Here is a 21918-nt window from a genome sequence, read left to right on the forward strand (position 1 = left end):
TCGCTTGACGAAAGACATAGAGGCACCCCCCGCACCTCGCACCGGCCCGCACTGCCGTCCCTCACCCCGGCGGCAGCACCGCACGAGCGCAAGGGCTGACCACACGCCCGCCGTCGCGTCGGTCCACCACGACGGCGCATCCCGACGCGCATCCCGACGCCCATCCCGGCGGGCAGTCCGACACCGCCTGCCCGCGCCGATGTCTCCGGGGGATCACACCTTCATCGGCCGATCCCCCGGAGAGACCGGCGCCGGCAGGCGCGAAGAACCCGTCAGATAGCGGTCGACGGCTGCCGCCACCGCCCGGCCCTCCGCGATCGCCCAGACGATGAGCGACTGGCCGCGTGCCGCGTCCCCGGCGGCGAAGACCCCGCGGACGTTGGTCGCGAAGCCGTCGTCCCGGGCGATCGTGCCGCGCGCAGTGAGCGCCAGCCCCAACTGCGCGATCATCCCGTCCTCCTGGTCCGGCCCGGTGAACCCGAGGGCGAGCAGCACGAGGTCGGCGGGGAGCGTCCGCCCGGTGCCCGCCACCGGCTCCCGCCGCTCGTCGACCTCCACCAGATGCAGCGACCGCACCCGCCCGCTCTCGTCCCCGGCGAAGTGGAGCGTGGACGCCGCGAACAGTCGCGCGTCCGCGTCCGCCGCGGGAGCCGTACGCAGATCCCGCGCCTCCTCGTGCGCGGCCGACAGCCGGTAGACCTTCGGGTACGTCGGCCACGGCTCGGTGTCCTCGTCCCGCTCGGCATCCGGCTGCGCGTAGATGTCCAGCTGGGTCACGGACGCGGCCCCCTCGCGCACCGCGGTACCCAGACAGTCCGCACCCGTGTCCCCGCCGCCGACGATCACCACGTGCCGCCCCGCCGCCGACAGCGGTGATACCTCCAGATCCCCCTCGCACACCCGGTTGGCCAGCGGCAGATACTCCATCGCCTGGTGTATCCCGTCCAACGCCCGGCCCGGCACCGGAAGTTCCCGCCACGCCGTGGCTCCCGTGGCGACGACGACCGCGTCGTACCGCCCGCACAGTTCCACCGCCCCGACGTCCCGCCCGACCACCGTCGACGTGCGGAACTTGGTCCCCTCGGCCCGCATCTGCCCGATACGCCGCTCCAGATGGTGCTTCTCCATCTTGAACGCGGGGATGCCGTAGCGCATCAGCCCGCCGAGCCGGTCGTCCCTCTCGTACACCGCGACCGTGTGCCCGGCCCGGGTCAGCTGCTGCGCCGCCGCGAGCCCGGTGGGCCCGGAACCGATGACGGCGACCGTCATCCCCGACAGCCGTTCCGGCGGCCGTGCCGGGACGAACCCCTCCTCCCAGGCCCGGTCGCCGATCGCGCACTCGACGTTCTTGATGGTCACCGCCGGCTGGTTGATCGCCAGCACACACCCCGCCTCGCACGGTGCCGGGCACAACCGCCCGGTGAACTCGGGGAAGTTGTTCGTCGCGTGCAGCCGGTCGCTCGCCGCCCGCCAGTCCTCCCGCGAGACCAGGTCGTTCCACTCGGGGATCAGATTCCCCAGCGGGCAGGCGTCGTGACAGAAGGGGACGCCGCAGTCCATGCAGCGGTCGGCCTGCTTGCTGATGATGGGCAGCAGTGCGCCCGGCACATAGACCTCGTCCCAGTCCCGCACTCGTTCCTCGACGGGCCGCCGCGGCCACTCCTGGCGCGGCGTGGTCATGAAACCCTTGGGATCGGCCATGATCGTCGCCACTCTTCCGGCACTCTTCCGGCCACGATACGTCCGTACCGTGCACCGCGCAGAGCGACGGAGAGCGGCGGAGAGCGCTTTCTCACGCGCCCCCGGAGGCGGGCCGGGGGAGGGACAGGCGGGTCGGCCGGAGGCGGGGCGGGCCGGAGGCGGGGCGGGCCGGAGGGCGGCCGGGGGTGGGGGCGGGTCAGGTGAGGGCCAGGACGTAGACGAGGGCGGACGCGGCGGAGGTCACGGTGCGCACGTGGTTCCAGAACGTCCACTCGCGCACGTACACCGGCCAGTACACCGCGGCCTCCGGCGCACCCGGGGTCAACCGGGCCAGCCTGTCGTTGCGGGGCACGTTCGCGACCACCGTCAGCCCGAACGAGCCGAACAGGTACAGCGCGCTGCCCAGCAGCAGCTCGACGGTCCCGTCCCCCGGCCACACCACGAACGTCACCACCGCGATCATCGCGCTCAGCACCGCCGCGCCACCGAACACCGTCATGAAAGGAGGCCGCACCGCGGCCATGTTGATCGCCTTCATCGCGGCGACCCCCTGCGCGGGCGGCAACGCCGCGAGCCCCCGCATCACGAAGACCGAGAAGGCACAGAAGACCCCGGCCATCAGCCCGGTGCCGAGAACACCCGCCACGACCAGCACGAAGAACGGCCCGACGATCATCTTCACGCCCTCATCCCGTCTCGTCCCGCCCACCGGGTCGGACCCGGCAGCACCATCACCTCCAGTCGACGCCCAGGACGGCGCACCGACCATGGCCGAACCGCCCCGCGTCCATAAGCAGGCGTCTCCCCTCGAACGCGCTCCCTCCTCTCTTCTCCCGCTCATCCGACGTCAGCCCCCGCGCCCTGCCACGCCCGCAGCACCGCCTCCACGGCCGGGGCGATCCGGCGCCGCGCCTCGTACCGCGGCACCCCGCTCATCAGCAACTGGTCGTACGGCGTGTCCACGTGCCGCACCGCCGCCACGACCGCCGAGATCACCGCCCCCTCCGTCAGCGCCCGCCCGGCCGCACTGCGCCCGACCCGCCCGCTGCCCCGCACGGACGCGTGCGCCGCGACGCCCCGGGCCCGCTCGGCCGGGCAGTCCGGGAACAGCCGGAGGATCTCGGCCGCGAACGCCGCCACGAAGCGCTCGTCCTCCACCGCCCTGCGCCGCGCGTCCCGCGCCCGCCGCCGGCGCCGCGCCTCGGCGTCCACCAGACAGCGGACCTCGGCCCGGCCCAGCGCCTCTTCCTCCACGAGCACGCCCTGCCGCTCGTAGCGACTCCTGCGCCGGTTGAACCGCACCACCACCGCCGACAGTGCGCTCTCCTCCCGCGATCTGCGGGTCAGCGCCGTGTCACCGCGCGGCAGGAACACCAGGTGCCCGAGGTCGGCGCAGTCCAGGCAGCGCGGTGCCCCGTCCTCCAGCACGAGCAGCGACAGCGGCCCGCCCCGGCAGACGGAACAGCGCTTGCGCTTGGTGCTCTGGACGACCACAAGCCGCCCGGGGGAGTGGGGAGTTGGCATCGCGGGAAGGCCCATACGCGGTACTTTCCCCGACACCGCCGCCTGACTCCGTGTCCTTGCCCGTCGTCCTCCTTACCTCATCCCAGTCCGCACGTTGAAGACCGAAACCCGCGCACGTTGCCGTACGGGCGCCTCGCTCTCGTCCGCCACCGCCACCGCGAGATCGGCGTACGACAGCCACGGCTCGCCATCACCATCACCATCGCCCTGCTCTCGCCCGCACCACGACGCATCCGCTCCCCGCCGGCGCGGTACCGCCCCGTCCGCGGCCCGTTCTGCTCCAGGAACCCGGCCGGTGTCAGCACCACCCGGTCGACGGGCCCGTCCCCGCGCTTTCGCAGCCGGTCCAGCCCGGCGGTGCGCGCCGGCGCGAAGCGCCGCAGCGCCGCAGGGAAGGCCACCGGGCCGTCCAGCACCATCCGCCCGTCCGCGCCGAGCAGGTTCGCCCCGAGCCCCACCACGACGAGCCGCGCCACCCCGGCCGTGCCGAGCCCGTCGACCAGCGCGTCGGCGGCCCGCACGCAGAACCCCGGGTCCACCGCGTCGCCCCCGCCGTCCGGTCCGCCCGCCGGCGAAACGGCGTGCACGGCACCGACATGCCCGGCAGCGACCCCGGCGACCGACCCGGCGTCCAGGACATCGCCCCGCACGACCGTCACGCCCTGCGCACCCAGATCCGGATGCCGTGCCGGCTCCCGCACCACCGCCGTCACCGGCAGACCCCGGGCCCGCGCCTCGGCCGTCACCGCCCGCCCGGCCCGGCCTCCGGCACCGAGGACCACGATCCCACTCATCCCCAACCCCCTTGTCCTGCCCGGTTGTTCGTGCCAGACCAGGACGTCAGAGAGCGGAACCCCCGGTTACTTCAACGGTATCGGCGCTACTCTCGGTGCATGCCCGACGCGCCCCGCAGGACGACCGACGGTCGTTGGCGAACGGCCGACATGTCGCGGGAGACGGCCGATGCTCTTCGGTGGGCAGCCGACGTGACTCTCGGGAGGCCGGAGGTGTCTCGGGGGACGGTGGGCCCGCTGCGGCCCGTCGCCGGTGCGCCGGCCACCGGACGGCCCGCGCCTCTCGATCCCGACATGTTCCCCCCTGTCCGTCGTCCGCGATGCCGGTCCGCGTGGGCGACAAGTGGGCCGGCACGGTGATCCGCTGCCTCCAGGACGGCCCGCGCCGTTTCGGCGAGCTGCGGGTCCCGCTCAAGTCCGTCACGCCCAAGGTCCTCAGCGAGACCACGCGCGCCATGGAGCACGACGGCCCGATCACCCGCACCGCCTACGACGAGAACCTCCCGTGCGTCGATTACGCCCTCACCTCCCTCGGGCGCACCCTGATCCCGCTCCTCGACGCGGCCCGCGCCTGGAGCGAGCCCCATCTCCCGTCGCTCCTGGCGGCCCGACAGGCAGCCGCTGCTGCCACCACCACAGGCGCGGACCAGGACTGAACCCGCCGCTCGCCACAGGGCGGACCAGCCACCGACCACAGCGCATCCTGGTCCCGGGCAGGCGCCCCGTCCTCGGCAGCACCCCCTGTTCCCGGCAGGCGCTCCGTCCCCGGGCAGGCACTGCCGTCTCGCTCTCGGCCACCCGGCATCATGGGCCGTGTGCGACTCGAAGCGATCACCTGGGACCGGCTCGCCGACCTGCTGGCCGACCGGCTGGCCGGGCTGGAGCCGGCCGACGGAGGTGCCTGGCCGCGCGTCGGCTTCGACGGGGCCCCGGCCGCCCGACCCGGAGACCTCGCCGAACGCGTCGGCGAGGCGCTGCGCGTGCGCGGCCGGCCCTCGCTCGTGGTCGGCACCGAGGGCTTCCTCCGGCCCGCCTCGCTGCGCCTCGAACACGGGCGGCGGGACGCGGAGTCGTACTTCGGCGGATGGTTCGACACCGGTGCCCTGTGGCGCGAGGTCTTCGGCCCGCTCGACTCCGGAGGCAGTGGGCGCGTCCTGCCCGACCTGTGGGACCCGGCCACCGACCGGGCCACCCGCAGCACCTACGTCCAACTCCCGCCCGGCGGGATCCTGTTGCTCCACGGCCCCCTCCTGCTGCACCACTGGTTCCCCTTCGACCTGACCGTGCACCTCCTCCTCTCCCCGGCCGCTCTGCGCCGCCGTACCCCGGAAGCCGACCACTGGACGCTGCCCGCCTTCGAGCGCTACGCCTCCGAGACGGATCCCGCCGGCACGGCGGACGTCCTGGTGCGCGCCGACGATCCGCGCCATCCCGCCTGGAGCGGCTGATCCGCCCCGCTGTTCTCTCCGCCCGCCGCTGGTCGCTGCCTGTTGCCGGTCAGAGCCAGCCGTTGCGCCGGAAGCCCCGGTACAGCACCACACACGCCCCCGCCATGACGGCCATGGCCAGCGGATATCCGAACTGCCAGTGCAACTCGGGCATGTGGTCGAAGTTCATGCCGTACACACCACACACCATCGTCGGAACGGCGATGATCGCGGCCCAGGCAGTGATCTTCCGCATGTCCTCGTTCTGCGCGACGGTCACCTGCGCGAGGTGCGCCTGCAGGATGGAGTTGAGCAGCTCGTCGAAGGCGGCGATCTGGTCCTTGGCCCGGATCAGATGGTCGAGCACATCGCGGAAGTAGGCCTGTATCTCCGGCGGGACGACCCGTATGGGCCGGGTGGCCAGGTCCTCCACCGGGCGGCTCAGCGGCACCACCGCCCGCTTCAGCTCCAGCAGTTCGCGCTTCATCTGATAGATGCGGCCGGGGTCGAGCCGAGCGCCGTTCTCCGAGAACACATCCGTCTCGACCTGGTCGATGTCGGCCTGCACCGCGTCCGTGACGCTCAGATAGTCGTCCACGACAAGGTCGGCGATGGCGTGCAGCACCGCCGCCGGCCCCTTCGACAGCTGGTGCGGATGTGCCTCCAGCTCCTCGCGCAGCGGGCCCAGTGAGCCGTGCCGGCCGTGCCGCACCGTGATGACGAAGTCCTCGCCGACGAACACCATGATCTCGCCGGTGTTCACCACTTCGCTGGTCGCCGTCAGCCGTTCGTGCTCGACGTAGCAGACGGTCTTGAAGACCGCGAAGAGCGTGTTGCCGTAATGCTCCAGCTTCGGGCGCTGATGGGCCTCGACCGCGTCCTCAACCGCCAACGGATGCAGGTCGAACAGCTCCGCGATCCCGGCGAACTCACCGTCCGTCGGCTCATGCAGTCCCAGCCAGACGAAGCCCTCGCCCGTCTTGCGTACCATCTTCACGGCGTCCACGAGGTCGTGGCAGGTCGGCACGCGCACGCCGTCCTGATACGTCACGCAGTTGACCACCGAGGACCCCAGCGGTGATCTGGCGGGATGGCTCAGGTCCACGCGCGGCTGTCGCCGGGCCAGGCGCGCCACCTTGCGCAGGCCGGCGGCTTTGCCCAGTCCCGTGACCTTGCGCAGATTCCCTGCCATGGACATCTGGGTCTCCTCGCTCGGATCTCCTCGCGTAACGCTTTTCGCGCCTTGCCCGAGCAGTTTGCCAGGCAAGGGCAAAACGCGGGTAAGCCTGTGGGAACACAAGGTTCCGCTTGGTTCCCGTCTGTGGACAAAGGGCCGGTTCCGCGGGTCTCCCGCGCTCGGAGCGTGGGCGGATCCGGACAAGCCGGGTGGGATGATCCACACATGACGCGATCCGACGGGTACCTTCTGGACAACCGACAGAACGAGGCGGGACAGCGGTTCGACGCCTTCGCCACGCTCTTCGACCCCACGACGTTCCGGCACATCGAGGGTCTGGGCGTCGGACCGGGATGGCGCTGCTGGGAAGTCGGGGCCGGCGGCACCTCCGTGGTGTCCTGGCTCGCCGAGAAGGTCGGCCCGGCCGGCAAGGTCGTCGCCACCGACATCGACACCTCGCTGATCGCCGCCGCGGCCCACCCGCCGGTCGAGGTCCGCGTCCACGACGTGGGCACCGAGGAACCGCCGGCCGAAGGCTTCGACCTGGTCCACGCCCGGCTCGTGCTCGTCCATGTCCCGGACCGGGAAAGGGCGTTGCGATCCATGATCCAGGCGCTGCGCCCCGGCGGCCTGCTGCTGATCGAGGACGCGGACCCTGCCCTCCAGCCCCTGATCTGCCCCGACGAGTACGGCCCCGAGCAGCGGCTCGCCAACCGGCTGCGCCAGGGCTTCCGTAAGCTTCTCGCCGAACGGGGCGCCGACCTCTCGTACGGCCGCAAGCTTCCGCGCCTGCTCCGCGAGGCAGGGCTCGGTGAGGTGACGGCCGACGCCTACTTCCCGATGACCTCGCCCGCCTGCACCGCGCTGGAGGCTGCGACGGTCCGTCAGATCCGCAGCCGCCTCGTCGCGGCCGGACTCGCCACCGACGAGGAGATCGACCAGCACTTGGCCAACGTCGAGACCGGCTCCATGGACCTGGCCACCGCACCGATGATCTCGGTGTGGGGAAGGAAGGCGTAGGGGACGGTGCGGGGCAAGGCGTAGGGGACGCGGCCGACCATGCGGCCCGGGCCGCCACGACAGCTGCGGCCGGGCGGACGGATCCTGGGCCGTCCGCCGTCCGCCGTCCGCCGTCCGCCGTCCGCCGTCCGCCGTCCGCCGTCCGCCGTCCGCCGAGCGGTCACCGTTGGCGATCGATCAGGCCCCGAGCCGTCCGTAGGTCTCGCAACCGGCGTCCGCCGGCGCTTGTCCGGGCGTTCGCGGCATCGGGGCCCTGCCGAGCGCGCATGGCACCGGCATAGCGTGCCCGTGGCCGTCCGAGCCTTCGTCGCACCGGTCGGGCGCCACCGGCTGGGCCATCCGCGGCACTTCACTACGCCGCCCGGCCATGCGCGTCGCGCGGTCGTGCCGCCTGGTCGTGCACGCCGCCCGGCATCGCGCCGCAGCCATCCGGCATGCGCTGCCCCCCGGACCCGTTCCCCGTACTTGCCGCGGTGGTCCGGGAGCGCGCAGAGCCCGGCTACCGTCACAGTCGACCGAACATGCGCCGTGGCCGGTGGCCCTTGAGACGGCCCGTCGCCGTACCCCCGCCGTACCCCGCCGCCTGTCCGACGTCTACGCGCCGCTCCCCGGCATCGGCGGTCTGGCCCCCACCCGGTTCACCGCCTGCGCGCCCGCCCGGCAGCCCTGGGCCGCCGCCTCCTGCGGGTCCGCGCCCGCGAGCAGGGCGGCGAGGAACGCGCCGGTGAAGGCGTCGCCGGCCCCTGTGGTGTCCCGGGGGACCGACGGTGTCGCGGTGGTACGCGTCGGCGCGGTGCCGGAACGGGCCACCAGGGCCCCGTCCGCGCCCGCCTTGACCACCACCAGCGGCACCACACGGCTCAGCTTGGCCGCCGCGTCCGCCGGATCCGGCAGGCCGGTCAGCAGGCGTGCCTCGTCCCGGCTGGGCAGCAACACGTCCAGTCCCTCGGCGAACGCGAGGAACCGGTCCGCGCCCAGCCGTGTCAGGAAGCCGACGGAGGCCGGATCCAGACTGACGGGCACTCCACGCGCGCGTGCCGCCGTGAGTGCGGTACGTGCCAGGGCCCGGCTCGGCTCCGTGAACAGCAGATAGCCCGACAGATGCAGCCGGGCGACCCCGTCGAGCAACGCGTCGGACCAGTCGTCGGGTTCGAGCCGCAGAGAAGCCCCGCTGTCCGTGAGAAACGTGCGCTCGGCCGCCGCCCCCGTGTCGACGAGACAGATCACCGTTCCGCTCGCCGCCTCCGGATCGACCACGAGCCGGGGCTGCACACCGGCGGCGAGCAGCTCCCGCTCGTGCCACACGGCCGTGTCCGCGCCCACCCGTCCCAGCAGCCGTACGTCCGCACAGCCCGCGTGGGCGGCCCAGCAGGCCACGTTCGCGCCCGCCCCGCCGGGCAGCGTACGGATCGACGCGACCGTGTCGGTGCTGGCCGCGAGCGGCCCCCGGTGCCGGGCGACCACATCCGTGATCACGTCCCCGACGACCAGCAGGGCCCCGTCCCGGCGCGTGGTCACTCCCTGGTCCAGGACGTGGCGATCCGCGCCGCCAGCCGTACGTTGCCGCGCACGGCCGCCAGATTGGCGCTCAGGGACGCGCCGTCCGTGTGCCGGACCAGGTAGTCCAGGAGGAACGGTGTCACCGCCTGCCCGCTGACGCCCTGCTCCGTGCACGCCCGCAGCGCGTCGGCGAGCACGCGCGCGTGCAGCTCGGGATCGAGCTGTTCCGCCTCCGGGACGGGGTTGGCGACGATCAGAGCCGACTCCACGCCGCCCAGCGCGTCCTGGGCCCGCATGACCTCGGCGACCTCGTCCGGACCGCCGAGGGTCCAGTCGACGGGATGCCCCGAGTCGGCGAGGTAGAAGCCGGGGAAGTGGTCCGTGCCGTAGCCCGCCACGGCCACGCCGAGGGTCTCCAGCCGCTGGAGCGTCGCCGGCACGTCCAGGATCGACTTCACGCCCGCGCAGACCACCGTGATCCTCGTGCGCGCCAGCAGCCCCAGGTCGGCTGATTCGTCCTGTGTCACCGTCCACTCCCGGTGCACACCGCCCAGCCCGCCCGTGGCGAACACCCGGATGCCCGCGAGCGCGGCCAGCTGGGCCGTGGCCGACACCGTGGTCGCCCCGCTCACCCGCGCGGCCACCGCGAGTGGCAGGTCGCGGTGGCCCAGCTTGCGGATGCCGTCCTCGTTCGCGACGCGCTCCAGCTGCTCCTTGTCCAGCCCGATATGCGGGCGTCCGTCCAGGACGGCGATGGTCGCCGGGACGGCGCCCTCCCGCCGCACCGCGTCCTCCAGCTCCCGCGCCACGTGCAGATTGCGTGGACGGGGCAGGCCGTGCGCGATGATCGTGGACTCCAGGGCCACCACCGGCCGCCGCGCGTCGATCGCTTCCCGGACCTCTTCCGACACCACGAGCACCACGCGCATCGCCTCCTGTCCGTCGGCTTTTCGTACCTGGATCTCTGGCGGGCGCCGGGCGCGCCTAAACGCTTGCGGCCTGTGGGAGACGCCACCAGCCTGGAGCGCATGACGAAGAACAGCATGCGTCTGGACCATGTCGTCCTGTGGGTGGCCGATCCGGTGGCCGCGGCCCGCTTCTACACCGAGGCCGTCGGTCTGGAGCCCGTCAGACTCACCGAGTTCGTCGAGGGGAAGGTGCCGTTCCCCTCGGTGCGCGTCAATGAGGAGACCATTTTCGACCTTGCCCCGCACACCTTGGCGGACCGCATGAAGATGCTGCCCGGCGCGGCCGACAGCGCGGGCCATCCGGTCAACCACGTCTGCCTGTCCCTGCCGGCCGACGCCTTCGAGGCCCTGCGCGCCCGGCTGGAGCGCTACGGCGTCCCCCTGTCCGACATCGGCCACGACTCCTTCGGCGCCCGCGGCAGCGCCCCGCGTTCGTTCTACTTCCGGGACCCCGACGGCAATGTCTTCGAGGCCCGGCACTACGACGCGTAGCGAGGCGGGGCGAGCGGCGACCGCGAGTGGTCAGAACAGCGGCTCGGGCAGCACGCCCTCCAGGGCGAGCAGCTTCCGCTTGGTCTCCAGCCCGCCCCCGAAGCCTCCGATACCGCCGTCGCTCTCCACCACCCGGTGGCACGGCACGACCACCGGCAGTGGATTGGCGCCCATGGCCGCGCCGACCGCCTGCGCCCCGCCGGGCTGCCCGACCCGCCCCGCGAGATCGCCGTACCCCACCACCGTGCCGTACGGCACCCCGGAGGCCAGCTCGCGCAGTACCTGGCGGTTGAAGCCGGAGATCAGCGACCAGTCCAGCGGCAGGTCGAAGTCGTGCCGCTCGCCCGCGAAGTACGCGCGCAACTGGCGTATGGCCTCGGTGAGCGGCGGCGCGTCCGGGTCCTCGACGGGTGCGGCACCGAACCGGGACGCCAGCCGCTCCAGCGCCCGGTCGCGCACCGCGTCCGTGGCGTGGAAGACGACGTTGACCAGGCCGTCACGGGTCGCGGCCAGCATCAGCGGGCCGATGTCGCTGCCGACGACGGCCCATACGACGCGCTGCTCATCCTGCCGTTCGCTGTCCATGCGACCACCGTACGGCCCGCCACTGACAACGCCCGCCCCGGCTCAGTGCGAGCCCAGCGCCGCGCGTACCACGTCGACCTTGTTGGTGATGATCCCGTCGACACCGTACTGCGCGGCCGTGCGGGCGTCGGCCGCGTCGTCCACCGTCCAGGCCAGCACCCCGAGCCTCCTGCCGTGCGGCCCCCTGAACGTGTGCACGGCTGCGACGTAGTTGCGCGAGAGCGACCCGTACGAGGGATTGATGAGATCGGCGAAGCACGCGTCCTGGCGCAGCTGCCGCGCCTTGGGCGAGCCGAGCAGCGCCGTGGTGACCGCAGGCTTCAGCTCGTGGACGGTCCGGATGCTGTCGGCGCTGAAGCTCTGCACGATCAGCCGCTTCAGATGGCTCCCCTCCAGCCAGCCCTCATTGCCGAGGAGCTTCAGCGTCTGCTGCTCGATGCCCGGGTACAGCTCGGGGTTCTTGATCTCCAGGAGCAGTTTCTCGTGGTTGTGCTCGATCCGGCGCATGTACTGCGCGAGCGTCGGCACGCGTGTGCCCGCGTAGGCGGGGGAGTACCAGCTGCCCGCGTCCAGCCGGGCGATCTCGGCCGCGGTGAAGTCCTTCACCTTCCACGGCGCCCGCCCGGGGAAGACCTGCTCGACGTCGGTCGTGCGCTTCAGGCTGTCGTCGTGGATGACGACCAGCTCGCCGTCCTTGGTGCGCTGGACGTCGTTCTCGACCCAGGTGACACCCAGCTTCGCGGCCTTGTCGATCGAGGGGAGTGTGTTCTCGGGAGCGTAGGCGGCGGCGCCCCGGTGACCGATCACCGTCGGCTCGCCGGAACCGCCGGCCCGGGCGTCGGGGGTGGTGATCAGCAGGACCGTCGCGATCCCCAGGATCGCGGCAGCGGTGGTGGTGGCCACTACGCGCGCGTGCATACAGACTCCTCGCGTCGAGTTGATACCGACTGTCACAAGAGTGACAGCAGACCACCGATGGCACCGGGCGCACGAGAAGCGCACAACGCGGACAAACGTCCAAGTCCGCTCACGGATACCGCACAAGTGCGGCAACGCCGTGTTTCTTTGCCGGAAAATCGTTCGACCATTCCGGTGGGGGTCATACTCTCTGCGACAACCCTGACCGCCCGCGCGGTCCTGGGGCCGGGGGAACGTTTCAGGTATTCCAGGACGTAAGAGGGCGGAAGGGCAGCCGCGGATGCAAGGCACGGTCGACGGATTCAGCTACGGGGCCGTCACCCCGGTGGTGGCCTATCTGATGGCCTGCCTGGGCGGTGCCCTCGGTCTGCGCTGCACCACACGCGCGCTGCTGGTCTCGCACTCCCGGCGACCCGCCTGGCTGGCCCTCGGCTCCGCCGCGATCGGCTCCGGCATATGGACCATGCACTTCGTCGCCATGATGGGCTTCGCCATCAAAGAGTCGCCGATCCACTACGACAAGCCGATGACCTACGCGAGCCTCGGCCTCGCGATCGTCATGGTCGGCGTCGGTATCTTCATCGTCGGCTACCGCGGAGCCACCGGCGCCGCGCTGTTCACCGGCGGCACGATCACCGGTCTGGGCGTCGCCTCCATGCACTACCTGGGCATGGCCGGCGTCCGCTTCCACGGCCGGTTCACGTACAACACTGTCACGGTCGTGGCCTCCGTCGCCATAGCGGTCGTGGCCGCCACCGCCGCCCTGTGGGCTGCCGGACGCGTGCGTGGCTTCCTGTGGAGCGTGGGAGCGAGCCTCGTCATGGGGCTCGCGGTCAGCGGCATGCACTACATGGGCATGGCAGCCCTGGCGGTCCACCTCGACGGCCACTCCCACGCCGTCGGCGGCGCGCCGGAGCCGTCCGTGCTCGCGCCCATGCTGATCGGCCCGCTCGCGTTCCTGCTCCTCGCGGCGGTGGTCGTGGTCTTCGACCCGATGATGGTCATGGGCCGGCCCGTCCGTACGCCCGTCGAGCACAAACCGGGCGTCCCGGCCGCCGCCGTCGCCTCCCACCTGGACCGCCGGCCCGCGCTCCACGAGGGACGCCGACCCGAGCACCACGGCTCCCGGACGCGGTAGAACCGCTGATCGGGACCCGTTGTCAGTGCGGGGTCGTACGGTGGATGGCATGCGGCCCGTTTCCCACATCGAACGCACGGTGGCGCCCTTCGAGGTCGTCAGCCCCTACCAGCCCAGCGGCGACCAGCCGGCGGCCATCGCCGAGCTGGCCAAGCGCATCGAGGCAGGTGAGAAGGACGTCGTCCTGCTGGGCGCGACCGGCACCGGCAAGTCCGCCACCACGGCGTGGATGATCGAGAAACTCCAGCGCCCCACGCTCGTGATGGCGCCGAACAAGACCCTGGCCGCCCAGCTGGCCAACGAGTTCCGCGAACTCCTGCCGAACAACGCGGTCGAATACTTCGTCTCGTACTACGACTACTACCAGCCCGAGGCCTACGTCCCGCAGTCGGACACCTACATCGAGAAGGACTCCTCGATCAACGAGGAGGTCGAGCGCCTGCGCCACTCGGCCACGAACTCACTGCTCACGCGGCGTGACGTCATCGTGGTCGCCTCGGTCTCCTGCATCTACGGCCTCGGTACGCCGCAGGAGTACGTGGACCGGATGGTCCCCCTCCGGGTCGGCGACGAGATCGACCGGGACGAGCTGCTGCGCCGCTTCGTCGACATCCAGTACACGCGCAACGACATGGCCTTCAGCCGCGGCACCTTCCGGGTCCGCGGCGACACCATCGAGATCTTCCCGGTCTACGAGGAGCTGGCCGTCCGCATCGGGATGTTCGGCGACGAGATCGAGGCGCTGTCCACGCTGCACCCGCTGACCGGCGAGATCATCAGCGACGACCAGCAGCTGTACGTCTTCCCCGCCTCCCACTACGTCGCCGGCCCCGAGCGCATGGAGCGGGCCGTCAACGACATCGAGAAGGAGCTGGGGGAGCGCCTCGCCGAGCTGGAGAAGCAGGGCAAGCTCCTGGAGGCCCAGCGCCTGCGGATGCGCACCACGTACGACATCGAGATGCTCCGCCAGATCGGCACCTGTTCCGGCGTGGAGAACTACTCCATGCACTTCGACGGCCGCCTGCCCGGCTCCCCGCCGAACACCCTGCTCGACTACTTCCCGGACGACTTCCTGCTCGTCATCGACGAGTCGCACGTCACCGTCCCGCAGATCGGCGCCATGTACGAGGGTGACGCCTCCCGCAAGCGCACCCTGGTGGACCACGGCTTCCGTCTGCCGTCCGCGCTGGACAACCGCCCTCTGAAGTGGGAGGAGTTCCAGGAGCGCATCGGCCAGACCGTCTACCTGTCGGCCACCCCGGGCGCGTACGAGCTGTCGCGTTCCGACGGTGCGGTCGAGCAGATCATCCGCCCCACGGGCCTCGTCGACCCGGAGGTCGTCGTCAAGCCCACCGAGGGCCAGATCGACGACCTGGTGCACGAGATCCGCAAGCGCACCGAGAAGGACGAGCGTGTCCTCGTCACCACACTCACCAAGAAGATGGCCGAGGACCTCACCGACTACTTCCTCGAACTGGGCATCCAGGTCCGCTATCTGCACAGCGACGTCGACACGCTGCGCCGCGTCGAGCTGCTGCGCGAGCTGCGCGCCGGCGAGTTCGACGTCCTGGTCGGCATCAACCTGCTGCGCGAGGGCCTCGACCTGCCGGAGGTGTCCCTGGTGGCGATCCTGGACGCCGACAAGGAGGGCTTCCTGCGCTCCGGCACCTCGCTGATCCAGACCATCGGCCGCGCGGCGCGCAACGTCTCCGGCCAGGTCCACATGTACGCCGACAAGATCACCCCGGCGATGGAGAAGGCCATCGAGGAGACCAACCGCCGCCGGGACAAGCAGATTGCCTACAACAAGGCCAACGGCATCGACCCGCAGCCGCTGCGCAAGAAGATCAACGACATCGTCGCGCAGATCGCCCGCGAGGAGGTCGACACCGAGCAGCTCCTCGGCAGCGGTTATCGCAAGTCCAAGGACGGCAAGGGCGCCAAGGCACCCGTCCCGTCACTGGGCGACAAGGCGGCCAAGGGCGCGAAGGCCGGCAAGGCGGCCAAGGGTCAGGCGGTGCCCACGGACCGTCCGGCGGCCGAACTCGCCGAGCAGATCGAGGAGATGACCGAGAGGATGCGCGCCGCCGCCGCGGAGCTCCAGTTCGAGATCGCGGCCCGGCTGCGGGACGAGGTCTCGGAGATGAAGAAGGAACTGCGCCAGATGCGGGAGGCCGGGCTCGCCTGAGCCCGTGACACCCTGCCGGACCTCGGCATACGCGCCAAGTGTTGCAACACCGACACAAAGCGCGGGCCGGGGTTCGGCACTGTCGGTGCGCCTGCGTAGGGTTTTGGTCAACCGCGCATTGCGCGGCAACAGGGGACCATCGAGAGGGGAAATCAGCGGTGTCCGTCAACTTGAGCAAGGGTCAGGCCATCAGCCTGGAGAAGAAGGACGGGGCCACCCTGACCGCGGTCCGCATGGGGCTCGGCTGGCAGGCGGCGAAGCGGCGTGGTCTCTTCGGCTCCCGCACCCGGGAGATCGACCTCGACGCCTCGGCGGTGCTCTTCGCCGAGAAGCAGCCGGTCGACGTCGTCTTCTTCCGCCACCTGGTGAGCGACGACGGCTCCGTCCGCCACACCGGCGACAACCTCGTCGGCGGTGCCGGCCAGGGCGGGGACGACGAGTCGATCCTGGTGGACCTCCAGCGTGTTCCGGTCCACATCGACCAGATCGTCTTCACCGTGAACTCCTTCACGGGCCAGACCTTCCAGGAAGTGCAGAACGCGTTCTGCCGCCTCGTGGACGAGACCAACGGCCAGGAACTCGCCCGCTACACGCTGGACGGCGGCGGCGACTACACCGCTCAGATCATGGCGAAGGTGCACCGCGCGGGCCCGGGCTGGACGATGACCGCTCTGGGGTCCCCGGCCAACGGCCGGACCTTCCAGGACCTGATGCCGTCGATCCTGCCGCACCTGTAGGCCCGACCGGCAACGCGCACGACACAACGACACAGGGGGGCACGGCGATGACGGCCGAGCTGGTGCGGGGGCAGAACCACCCGCTGTCCCAGATCCGGCTGACGGTCCGGATCTCGGCTGGGGTACCGGTCCTGGCCGGAGCCACGCTCGGCGACGAGAACGGCACGGTGCCCGGCCCCCAGTGGGTGGCCCATCCCGGCGCCCCAGCCTTGCCCGGCGTCGAGGTGCCCCGACAGACTGCCGCCGAACACCGGCTGGCCGTCGACCTGGGCGCCCTGCCCGAGGCCGTGCACCGCGTCGGTGTGTTCCTCGCGTTGCCCACCGGGCCCGTCCGCCCGCTCCGGTTCGGTGCCGTCGCCGCCCCGCACACCACGGTCGACGGCCCCGACGGCACCGAACTCGTCAGCTACACCCTGACCGGCCTGGACACCGAGACGGCCGTGGTCGCCCTGGAGCTGTACCGCAGACAGGGCGCCTGGAAGGTCCGCGCGATGGGCCAGGGCTACGCGGCCGGCCTTCCCGCACTCCTGGCCGACCAGGGCCTGCCGGAGTCCGCGGACCTGGTCGCCACCATCCAGCGGACGACGGCGCCCGCCTCTGTTGCACCCCTGCCGGCACCCACCCCCACCCCCACCCCCGGCCAGGGGACGCCGACACATTCGTACGCACCCCAACTCCCGGAACCCGCACCGTCGTACGACGCCCAGAGCCCGTACGAGGTGCAGAACCCGTACGACGCCCAGGCGCCCGGCACCCCGGTGGACTACACGCACCCGCGCCGCCGCCCGCTCGGCACCCCGCAGCCGCTGGTGTCCGTGGCGGCTGCCGCCACCGACGACCGACCCGCGCAGCCGGTCGCGGGGGACGCCGTGGGCTGGTCGATGGAGGAGCGGCTGTACAACCAGGTCTGGGGTATGTTCGAGGACCTGGCCCGCACCACGGCCGCGTACCGCAGCGTCGTCGAGTTCGCCGACTCCCGTCTGGAGAAGGAACTGGACCAGGTGCTGGCCGACCCCGGCAGCCGGCTGGGCGCGGCGGGCGACACCGCGCGCGAAGCCGCCCACGCCCGCCGGACGCAGCTGATCGACCAGGCTCGCGCGGTCCTCGACCGCGACCTCGCCCAGCTCTCCGCCGAGTCCGATGTGGTGGAGCCCGCGCTTCCGCCCGCGTACGCCGGCTGGGACAACCCCGTCTGGCACGGCTACCGGGTGCCCGACGAGCCTCCGATGGCTCTGCGGCTGGGCGATCTCCACCTGCCGGAGAGCGGGCCGCTGCGCATTCCCATGCTGGTCAGACTGCCGCTGGAGCGCGGCCTGTGGCTCGACAGCGGCGCGGCGAACGTCGACGGCTTCCCGGACCCCGTCGAGCTGAGGCACCTGGCCATGGAGGCGGCGGTCGCGCTCGCCGCGCGGCTGCTCGCCGTGCATCCGCCGGGGGACTTCGCCCTCCAGGTCATCGACCCGGCCGGTGCCGGGGCGGCGGGGCTCGGCGTGCTGACCCGGACCGGGGCGCTCGCCGAGCCGCCCGCGACCGGGGCGGCGGGTGTCACGGAGGTACTGGAGAGGCTCACCCGTCGGGTGGACCTGATGCAGATGGCGGTGCGCGGTGGTACGCCCGAGTCACTGCCGCCCGACGTCGACACCGCGCAGCAGCTGCTGATCGTCAACGACTTCCCACACGGCTTCGACGAGCGTGCGGTGACCCGGCTGCGCTACCTCGCCGACGAGGGGCCCGCCGTCGGCGTGCACCTGCTGCTGGTGGCGGACCGTGAGGACGCCGCCGCCTACGGCCCGTTGCTCGATCCGCTGTGGCGTTCGCTGATGCGACTCACGCCCGTGGCCGACGACCATCTCGCCGACCCGTGGGTAGGGCACGCCTGGACCTACGAACCCTCGCTTGTACCGGCCGGCAGTCAGATCGTGCAGCATGTGCTCGCCGAGGCGGCCAAGGCCAGGGGCAAGTACAAGTAAAGTGGCCCTGACCAGCGAACATGGTCTTTATTTTTCCTTTCACTTTACCTTTCCTTGGTGATTGGGTAGGGTCTTCCGTACGGAGGGGAGTACTCCCTGACTGCGGCGCACCCGTCAATACGGACCGATTCCGGTCCCGGGGCGTCGGCCCCGAGCGGGTGGAAGAGACCTCCGGCAGCGACAGCGCTGAAAGTGTTTGCCGTGACGTAATGCCGGAGGTGCAGTGGACGTTTCCGTGACCCTGTGGGTCCTGACCATCGCGGGCCTGGCCGCCCTGATCGCGGTCGACTTCTTCATCGGCCGCAAGCCGCATGAGGTGTCGATCAAGGAAGCCGGCATCTGGACCGTCGTCTGGATCGCCCTGGCCGGACTCTTCGGCCTCGGTCTGTTCCTCTTCGGCGGCGGCCGGCCGGCAGGTGAGTTCTTCGCCGGCTTCATCACCGAGAAATCGCTCAGTGTCGACAACCTTTTCGTCTTCGTCCTGATCATGGCGAAGTTCGCGGTGCCGACCCGCTACCAGCAGCGTGTCCTGCTCGTCGGCGTGCTCATAGCCCTGGTGCTGCGGGCGATCTTCATCGCCGCGGGAGCCGCCATCCTCGCCAGCTTCTCCTGGGTGTTCTACCTCTTCGGCGCCTTCCTGATCTGGACGGCCTGGAAGCTCATCCAGGAGGCCCGCGCGGACGAGGAGGACGAGGAGTTCGAGGAGAACAAGCTGCTCAAGGCCGCGGAGCGCAGGTTCGGTGTGGCGGACCGCTACCACGGCACCAAGCTGTGGATCCGGGAGAACGGCAAGCGGGTCATGACCCCGATGCTGGTCGTGATGCTCGCCATCGGCACCACGGACGTCCTGTTCGCCCTGGACTCCATACCCGCGATCTTCGGCCTGACCCAGGACCCGTACATCGTCTTCACTGCCAACGCCTTTGCCCTGATGGGGCTGCGGCAGCTGTACTTCCTCATCGGCGGCCTGCTGCGGAAGCTGGTCCACCTCTCGTACGGCCTGTCGATCATCCTCGGCTTCATCGGCGTGAAGCTGGTGCTGCACGCCCTGCACGAGTCCGGTGTCCACGTGCCCGAGATCAGCATCCCGGTCTCGCTCGGCGTGATCTGCGCCGTCCTGATCGTCACCACGATCACCAGCCTGATGGCCGGCAAGAAGCAGGCGGCCGCCGAGGCGGCGGACGCCGACGGCGAAGGCGCTGCGAAGAACAGCGTCGACGCCTGACCCGGTCGGCGGCAGAAGCGCCCACCGGCAGAAGCTCCCACTGGCAGGAGCAGGGCCGTGCCATGCGGTTCCCGCTCCCGCCGGTGGGGTGAGAACAACGGAAGGATGAGAGGTATTCGAAAAGAGCAGAATGCGAACCATGTACGTCTCTGCGACGATCGCCGCATGATCAGTAGGCTGCGGCCACTCACCCGGCAATGGACGACACTCGTGCCGGTGCTCGCGATCATCCTCCTGGTCTTCACCTGGGGCCGGGGCCTGCCGGGCGCGGTCGTCGCCCTGGTCACCCTCGTGCTCGCCGGGTCCGTTCTCGCGGCGGTGCACCATGCCGAGGTCGTCGCCCATCGCGTCGGCGAACCCTTCGGGTCCCTCGTTCTGGCCATCGCCGTCACGATCATCGAGGTGGCGCTGATCGTCACCCTCATGGCCGACGGCGGCGACAAGAGTTCCACCCTGGCGCGGGACACCGTCTTCGCCGCCGTGATGATCACCTGCAACGGCATCGTCGGGATCTGCCTGCTCGTCGCCTCACTGCGGCACGGCACCGCGGTCTTCAACCCCGAGGGCACTGGAGCCGCCCTGGCGACCGTGGCGACGCTGGCCACGCTCAGCCTGGTCCTGCCGACGTTCACCACCAGCAAGCCCGGGCCCGAGTTCTCCTCGATGCAGCTGACGTTCGCCGCGTTGTCCTCACTGATCCTCTACGGCCTGTTCGTGGCCACACAGACCGTGCGCCACCGCGACTACTTCCTGCCGATCACCCGGCAGGGCGAGGTCATCACCGCCGACGACCACGCGCAGCCGCCGTCCGAGCGTGCCGCCTGGACCAGCCTCGGCCTCCTCGGGCTGGCCCTCGTCGGTGTCGTCGGTCTGGCCAAGGGGGTGTCGCCCGCCATCGAGTCGGGTGTGGCGGCCGCCGGTCTGCACCACGCCGTCGTCGGCGTGATCATCGCCCTGCTCGTACTGCTCCCCGAGACGATCGCCGCACTGCGCTCCGCCCGCCGCGACCGGGTCCAGACCAGCCTCAACCTCGCGCTCGGCTCGGCCATGGCCAGTATCGGCCTGACCATTCCCGCGGTCGCCCTCGCCTCCGTCTGGCTGTCCGGCCCGCTCGTCCTCGGCCTCGGCTCGACCCACATGCTGCTGCTCGCGCTGACCGTGGTGGTCAGCTCTCTGACGGTCGTGCCTGGCCGGGCCACCCCTCTGCAGGGCGGTGTCCACCTGGTGCTCTTCGCGGCCTATCTGGAGCTGGCGATCAACCCGTGACCGGCTCCACCGCCGGCACCGGCACCGGGCGGGTCTCGGGCAACAGGGCGAAGCAGGCGAGGCTGAGCAGCGCGACGCCCGTCAGGTAGGCGCCCACGCCCCAGGGGACCCGCCCGCTGTGCTCCGCGAGCGCCGTGGCCACGATCGGGGTCAGAGCGCCACCGAGGACTCCGCCGAGGTTGTAGCCCACCGCGGCACCCGTGCAGCGGACCCGTGCCTCGTACAGCTCCGGCAGATACGCGGCGATCACGGCGAACATGGTGATGAAGGAGACCAGCGCGCCCAGGATGCCGAGGAACATCAGCAGCGGCCGGCCGGTGCCCAGCAACGCGATCATCGGCAGCATCCACAGACCGCAGGCCGCGCATCCGGTGAGGCACATCGGCCGGCGCCCGAAGCGGTCGGAGAGCAGCGCCATGAACGGCGTGAGGGACGCCTTCACCACCACCGCGGCCATGACACAGGTCAGCATCACCGTCCGGCTCACCCCGAGCCGCTCCGTCGCGTACGTCAGCGACCAGGTCGTCACCGTGTAGAAGACCGCGTACCCGGCGGACAGCGCCCCGGCCGTCAGCAGCACCAGCCGCCTGTGATGCCGTACGACCTCGACGAACGGTACGCGCGCGTGGTCGTCGATCTCCAGGAACCGGGGGCTCTCCACGATCGACCAGCGCAACAACAGCCCGCCCAGCGCCAGCGCCCCGGCCGCCCAGAACGGCACCCGCCAGCCCCAGCGAGCGAACTCCGCGTCGGACAGCGTCGCCGACAGCGCGAGCACCACCCCATTGGCGAGCACGAACCCGATCGCCGGGCCCACCTGCGGAAAGCTGGACCACAGGGCGCGACGTCCGGGCGGCGCGTGCTCGGCGGTCAGCAGCACCGCCCCGCCCCACTCCCCGCCGAGCCCCAGACCCTGGAAGAAGCGCAGGACGAGCAGCAGCACCGGCGCGGCGACGCCGATCGACCCGTACGACGGCACACAGCCCACCGCGACCGTCGAGGCGCCCGTGAGCAGCAGTGACAGGACCAGCACCGGCCTCCGTCCGCGCCGGTCACCGAGGTGCCCGAACAGCACCGAGCCGAGCGGCCGGGCCAGGAACCCCACCCCGAACGTCCCGAACGCCGCCAGCGTCCCGGCGAGCGCTGAGAACGTAGGGAAGAACAGCGGTCCAAGAACCAGGGCCGCAGCCGTGCCGTAGACGAAAAAGTCGTAGAACTCGATCGCGGTACCCGCCAGGGAAGCGGCGGCGAGCCGCGGCATCGACGGTGTGCTTACGGTGCGTACTGG

General features: G+C 71.3%; 20 protein-coding genes. 10 read left to right on the forward strand and 10 right to left on the reverse strand.

Features of this window, described 5'->3' with window-relative positions:
• Positions 1-213: 213 nt before the first annotated feature.
• The 4 genes from BIV25_RS04535 to BIV25_RS04550 form a co-directional block, all read right to left on the reverse strand.
• Positions 214-1701, reverse strand: a complete 1488-nt coding sequence (locus tag BIV25_RS04535; RefSeq protein WP_071370982.1) for a glutamate synthase subunit beta — start codon at positions 1699-1701, stop codon at positions 214-216.
• A gap of 196 nt (positions 1702-1897) precedes the next feature.
• Positions 1898-2377, reverse strand: coding sequence for a DUF1772 domain-containing protein (locus tag BIV25_RS04540; protein WP_071370983.1), 480 nt, complete (start codon positions 2375-2377; stop codon positions 1898-1900).
• Between the two features lie 161 nt (positions 2378-2538).
• Positions 2539-3240 carry a DUF2293 domain-containing protein gene (locus BIV25_RS04545; protein WP_071370820.1) on the reverse strand — a complete coding sequence of 234 codons (702 nt, stop codon included), beginning with the start codon at positions 3238-3240 and terminating at the stop codon, positions 2539-2541.
• Positions 3241-3302: 62 nt separating this feature from the next.
• A complete protein-coding gene (locus BIV25_RS04550; protein WP_256255576.1) occupies positions 3303-4019 on the reverse strand; it encodes an NAD(P)-dependent oxidoreductase in 717 nt (238 codons plus the stop codon).
• A 332-nt stretch (positions 4020-4351) separates the two neighbouring features.
• On the opposite strand from BIV25_RS04550, the gene BIV25_RS04555 reads away from it, so the two are divergent.
• Positions 4352-4675 (forward strand): helix-turn-helix domain-containing protein, encoded by a 324-nt coding sequence (locus BIV25_RS04555; protein WP_256255577.1) that lies wholly within the window; start codon positions 4352-4354, stop codon positions 4673-4675.
• Between the two features lie 150 nt (positions 4676-4825).
• Positions 4826-5467: a uridine kinase gene (locus BIV25_RS04560; RefSeq protein ID WP_177235154.1), complete on the forward strand. Its 642-nt coding sequence runs from the start codon at positions 4826-4828 to the stop codon at positions 5465-5467.
• Positions 5468-5516: 49 nt separating this feature from the next.
• Here the strand turns inward: BIV25_RS04560 and BIV25_RS04565 are convergent, their stop codons facing one another.
• Positions 5517-6644 carry a magnesium and cobalt transport protein CorA gene (locus BIV25_RS04565; protein WP_071370822.1) on the reverse strand — a complete coding sequence of 376 codons (1128 nt, stop codon included), beginning with the start codon at positions 6642-6644 and terminating at the stop codon, positions 5517-5519.
• A gap of 204 nt (positions 6645-6848) precedes the next feature.
• Between BIV25_RS04565 and BIV25_RS04570 the strand changes: the two genes are divergently transcribed.
• Positions 6849-7643: a class I SAM-dependent methyltransferase gene (locus tag BIV25_RS04570; RefSeq protein WP_071370823.1), complete on the forward strand. Its 795-nt coding sequence runs from the start codon at positions 6849-6851 to the stop codon at positions 7641-7643.
• 594 nt (positions 7644-8237) lie between these two features.
• Here BIV25_RS04570 and BIV25_RS04575 read toward each other — a convergent pair.
• Together BIV25_RS04575 and BIV25_RS04580 are read right to left on the reverse strand one after the other, a co-directional pair.
• Positions 8238-9161, reverse strand: coding sequence for a carbohydrate kinase family protein (locus BIV25_RS04575; RefSeq protein ID WP_256255578.1), 924 nt, complete (start codon positions 9159-9161; stop codon positions 8238-8240).
• A complete protein-coding gene (locus tag BIV25_RS04580; RefSeq protein ID WP_071370985.1) occupies positions 9158-10063 on the reverse strand; it encodes a pseudouridine-5'-phosphate glycosidase in 906 nt (301 codons plus the stop codon). The genes BIV25_RS04575 and BIV25_RS04580 overlap by 4 nt, the downstream gene beginning before the upstream one ends.
• Before the next feature lie 108 nt (positions 10064-10171).
• On the opposite strand from BIV25_RS04580, the gene BIV25_RS04585 reads away from it, so the two are divergent.
• The gene (locus tag BIV25_RS04585) at positions 10172-10603 is read left to right on the forward strand and encodes a VOC family protein (protein ID WP_071370824.1); all 432 of its coding nucleotides are present in this window, start codon (positions 10172-10174) and stop codon (positions 10601-10603) included.
• 30 nt (positions 10604-10633) lie between these two features.
• Here the strand turns inward: BIV25_RS04585 and BIV25_RS04590 are convergent, their stop codons facing one another.
• Together BIV25_RS04590 and BIV25_RS04595 are read right to left on the reverse strand one after the other, a co-directional pair.
• A complete protein-coding gene (locus tag BIV25_RS04590) occupies positions 10634-11188 on the reverse strand; it encodes a methylated-DNA--[protein]-cysteine S-methyltransferase (RefSeq protein WP_071370825.1) in 555 nt (184 codons plus the stop codon).
• A gap of 42 nt (positions 11189-11230) precedes the next feature.
• Positions 11231-12106: a glycerophosphodiester phosphodiesterase family protein gene (locus tag BIV25_RS04595; protein WP_071370826.1), complete on the reverse strand. Its 876-nt coding sequence runs from the start codon at positions 12104-12106 to the stop codon at positions 11231-11233.
• A gap of 280 nt (positions 12107-12386) precedes the next feature.
• On the opposite strand from BIV25_RS04595, the gene BIV25_RS04600 reads away from it, so the two are divergent.
• From BIV25_RS04600 to BIV25_RS04625, 6 genes are all read left to right on the forward strand, one after another.
• The gene (locus BIV25_RS04600; RefSeq protein ID WP_071370827.1) at positions 12387-13244 is read left to right on the forward strand and encodes an MHYT domain-containing protein; all 858 of its coding nucleotides are present in this window, start codon (positions 12387-12389) and stop codon (positions 13242-13244) included.
• 49 nt (positions 13245-13293) lie between these two features.
• Positions 13294-15432 carry an excinuclease ABC subunit UvrB gene (gene uvrB, locus BIV25_RS04605; RefSeq protein ID WP_071370828.1) on the forward strand — a complete coding sequence of 713 codons (2139 nt, stop codon included), beginning with the start codon at positions 13294-13296 and terminating at the stop codon, positions 15430-15432.
• Between the two features lie 158 nt (positions 15433-15590).
• The gene (locus BIV25_RS04610; protein ID WP_071370829.1) at positions 15591-16169 is read left to right on the forward strand and encodes a TerD family protein; all 579 of its coding nucleotides are present in this window, start codon (positions 15591-15593) and stop codon (positions 16167-16169) included.
• 47 nt (positions 16170-16216) lie between these two features.
• Entirely contained in the window at positions 16217-18139 is a 1923-nt protein-coding gene (locus tag BIV25_RS04615; protein WP_071370830.1) for a TerD family protein, read from the forward strand.
• 223 nt (positions 18140-18362) lie between these two features.
• On the forward strand, positions 18363-19364 hold the full coding sequence (locus BIV25_RS04620; protein ID WP_071370831.1) for a TerC/Alx family metal homeostasis membrane protein: 1002 nt from the start codon (positions 18363-18365) through the stop codon (positions 19362-19364).
• 165 nt (positions 19365-19529) lie between these two features.
• Positions 19530-20630, forward strand: coding sequence for a calcium:proton antiporter (locus BIV25_RS04625; RefSeq protein WP_071370832.1), 1101 nt, complete (start codon positions 19530-19532; stop codon positions 20628-20630).
• Here the strand turns inward: BIV25_RS04625 and BIV25_RS04630 are convergent.
• On the reverse strand, positions 20620-21891 hold the full coding sequence (locus BIV25_RS04630; RefSeq protein ID WP_071370833.1) for an MFS transporter: 1272 nt from the start codon (positions 21889-21891) through the stop codon (positions 20620-20622). The two genes, BIV25_RS04625 and BIV25_RS04630, sit on opposite strands and share 11 nt — an antisense overlap.
• Positions 21892-21918: the final 27 nt, after the last annotated feature.

It is taken from the genome of Streptomyces sp. MUSC 14 (genome assembly GCF_001866675.1).
In the GTDB taxonomy this organism is placed as follows: domain Bacteria; phylum Actinomycetota; class Actinomycetes; order Streptomycetales; family Streptomycetaceae; genus Streptomyces.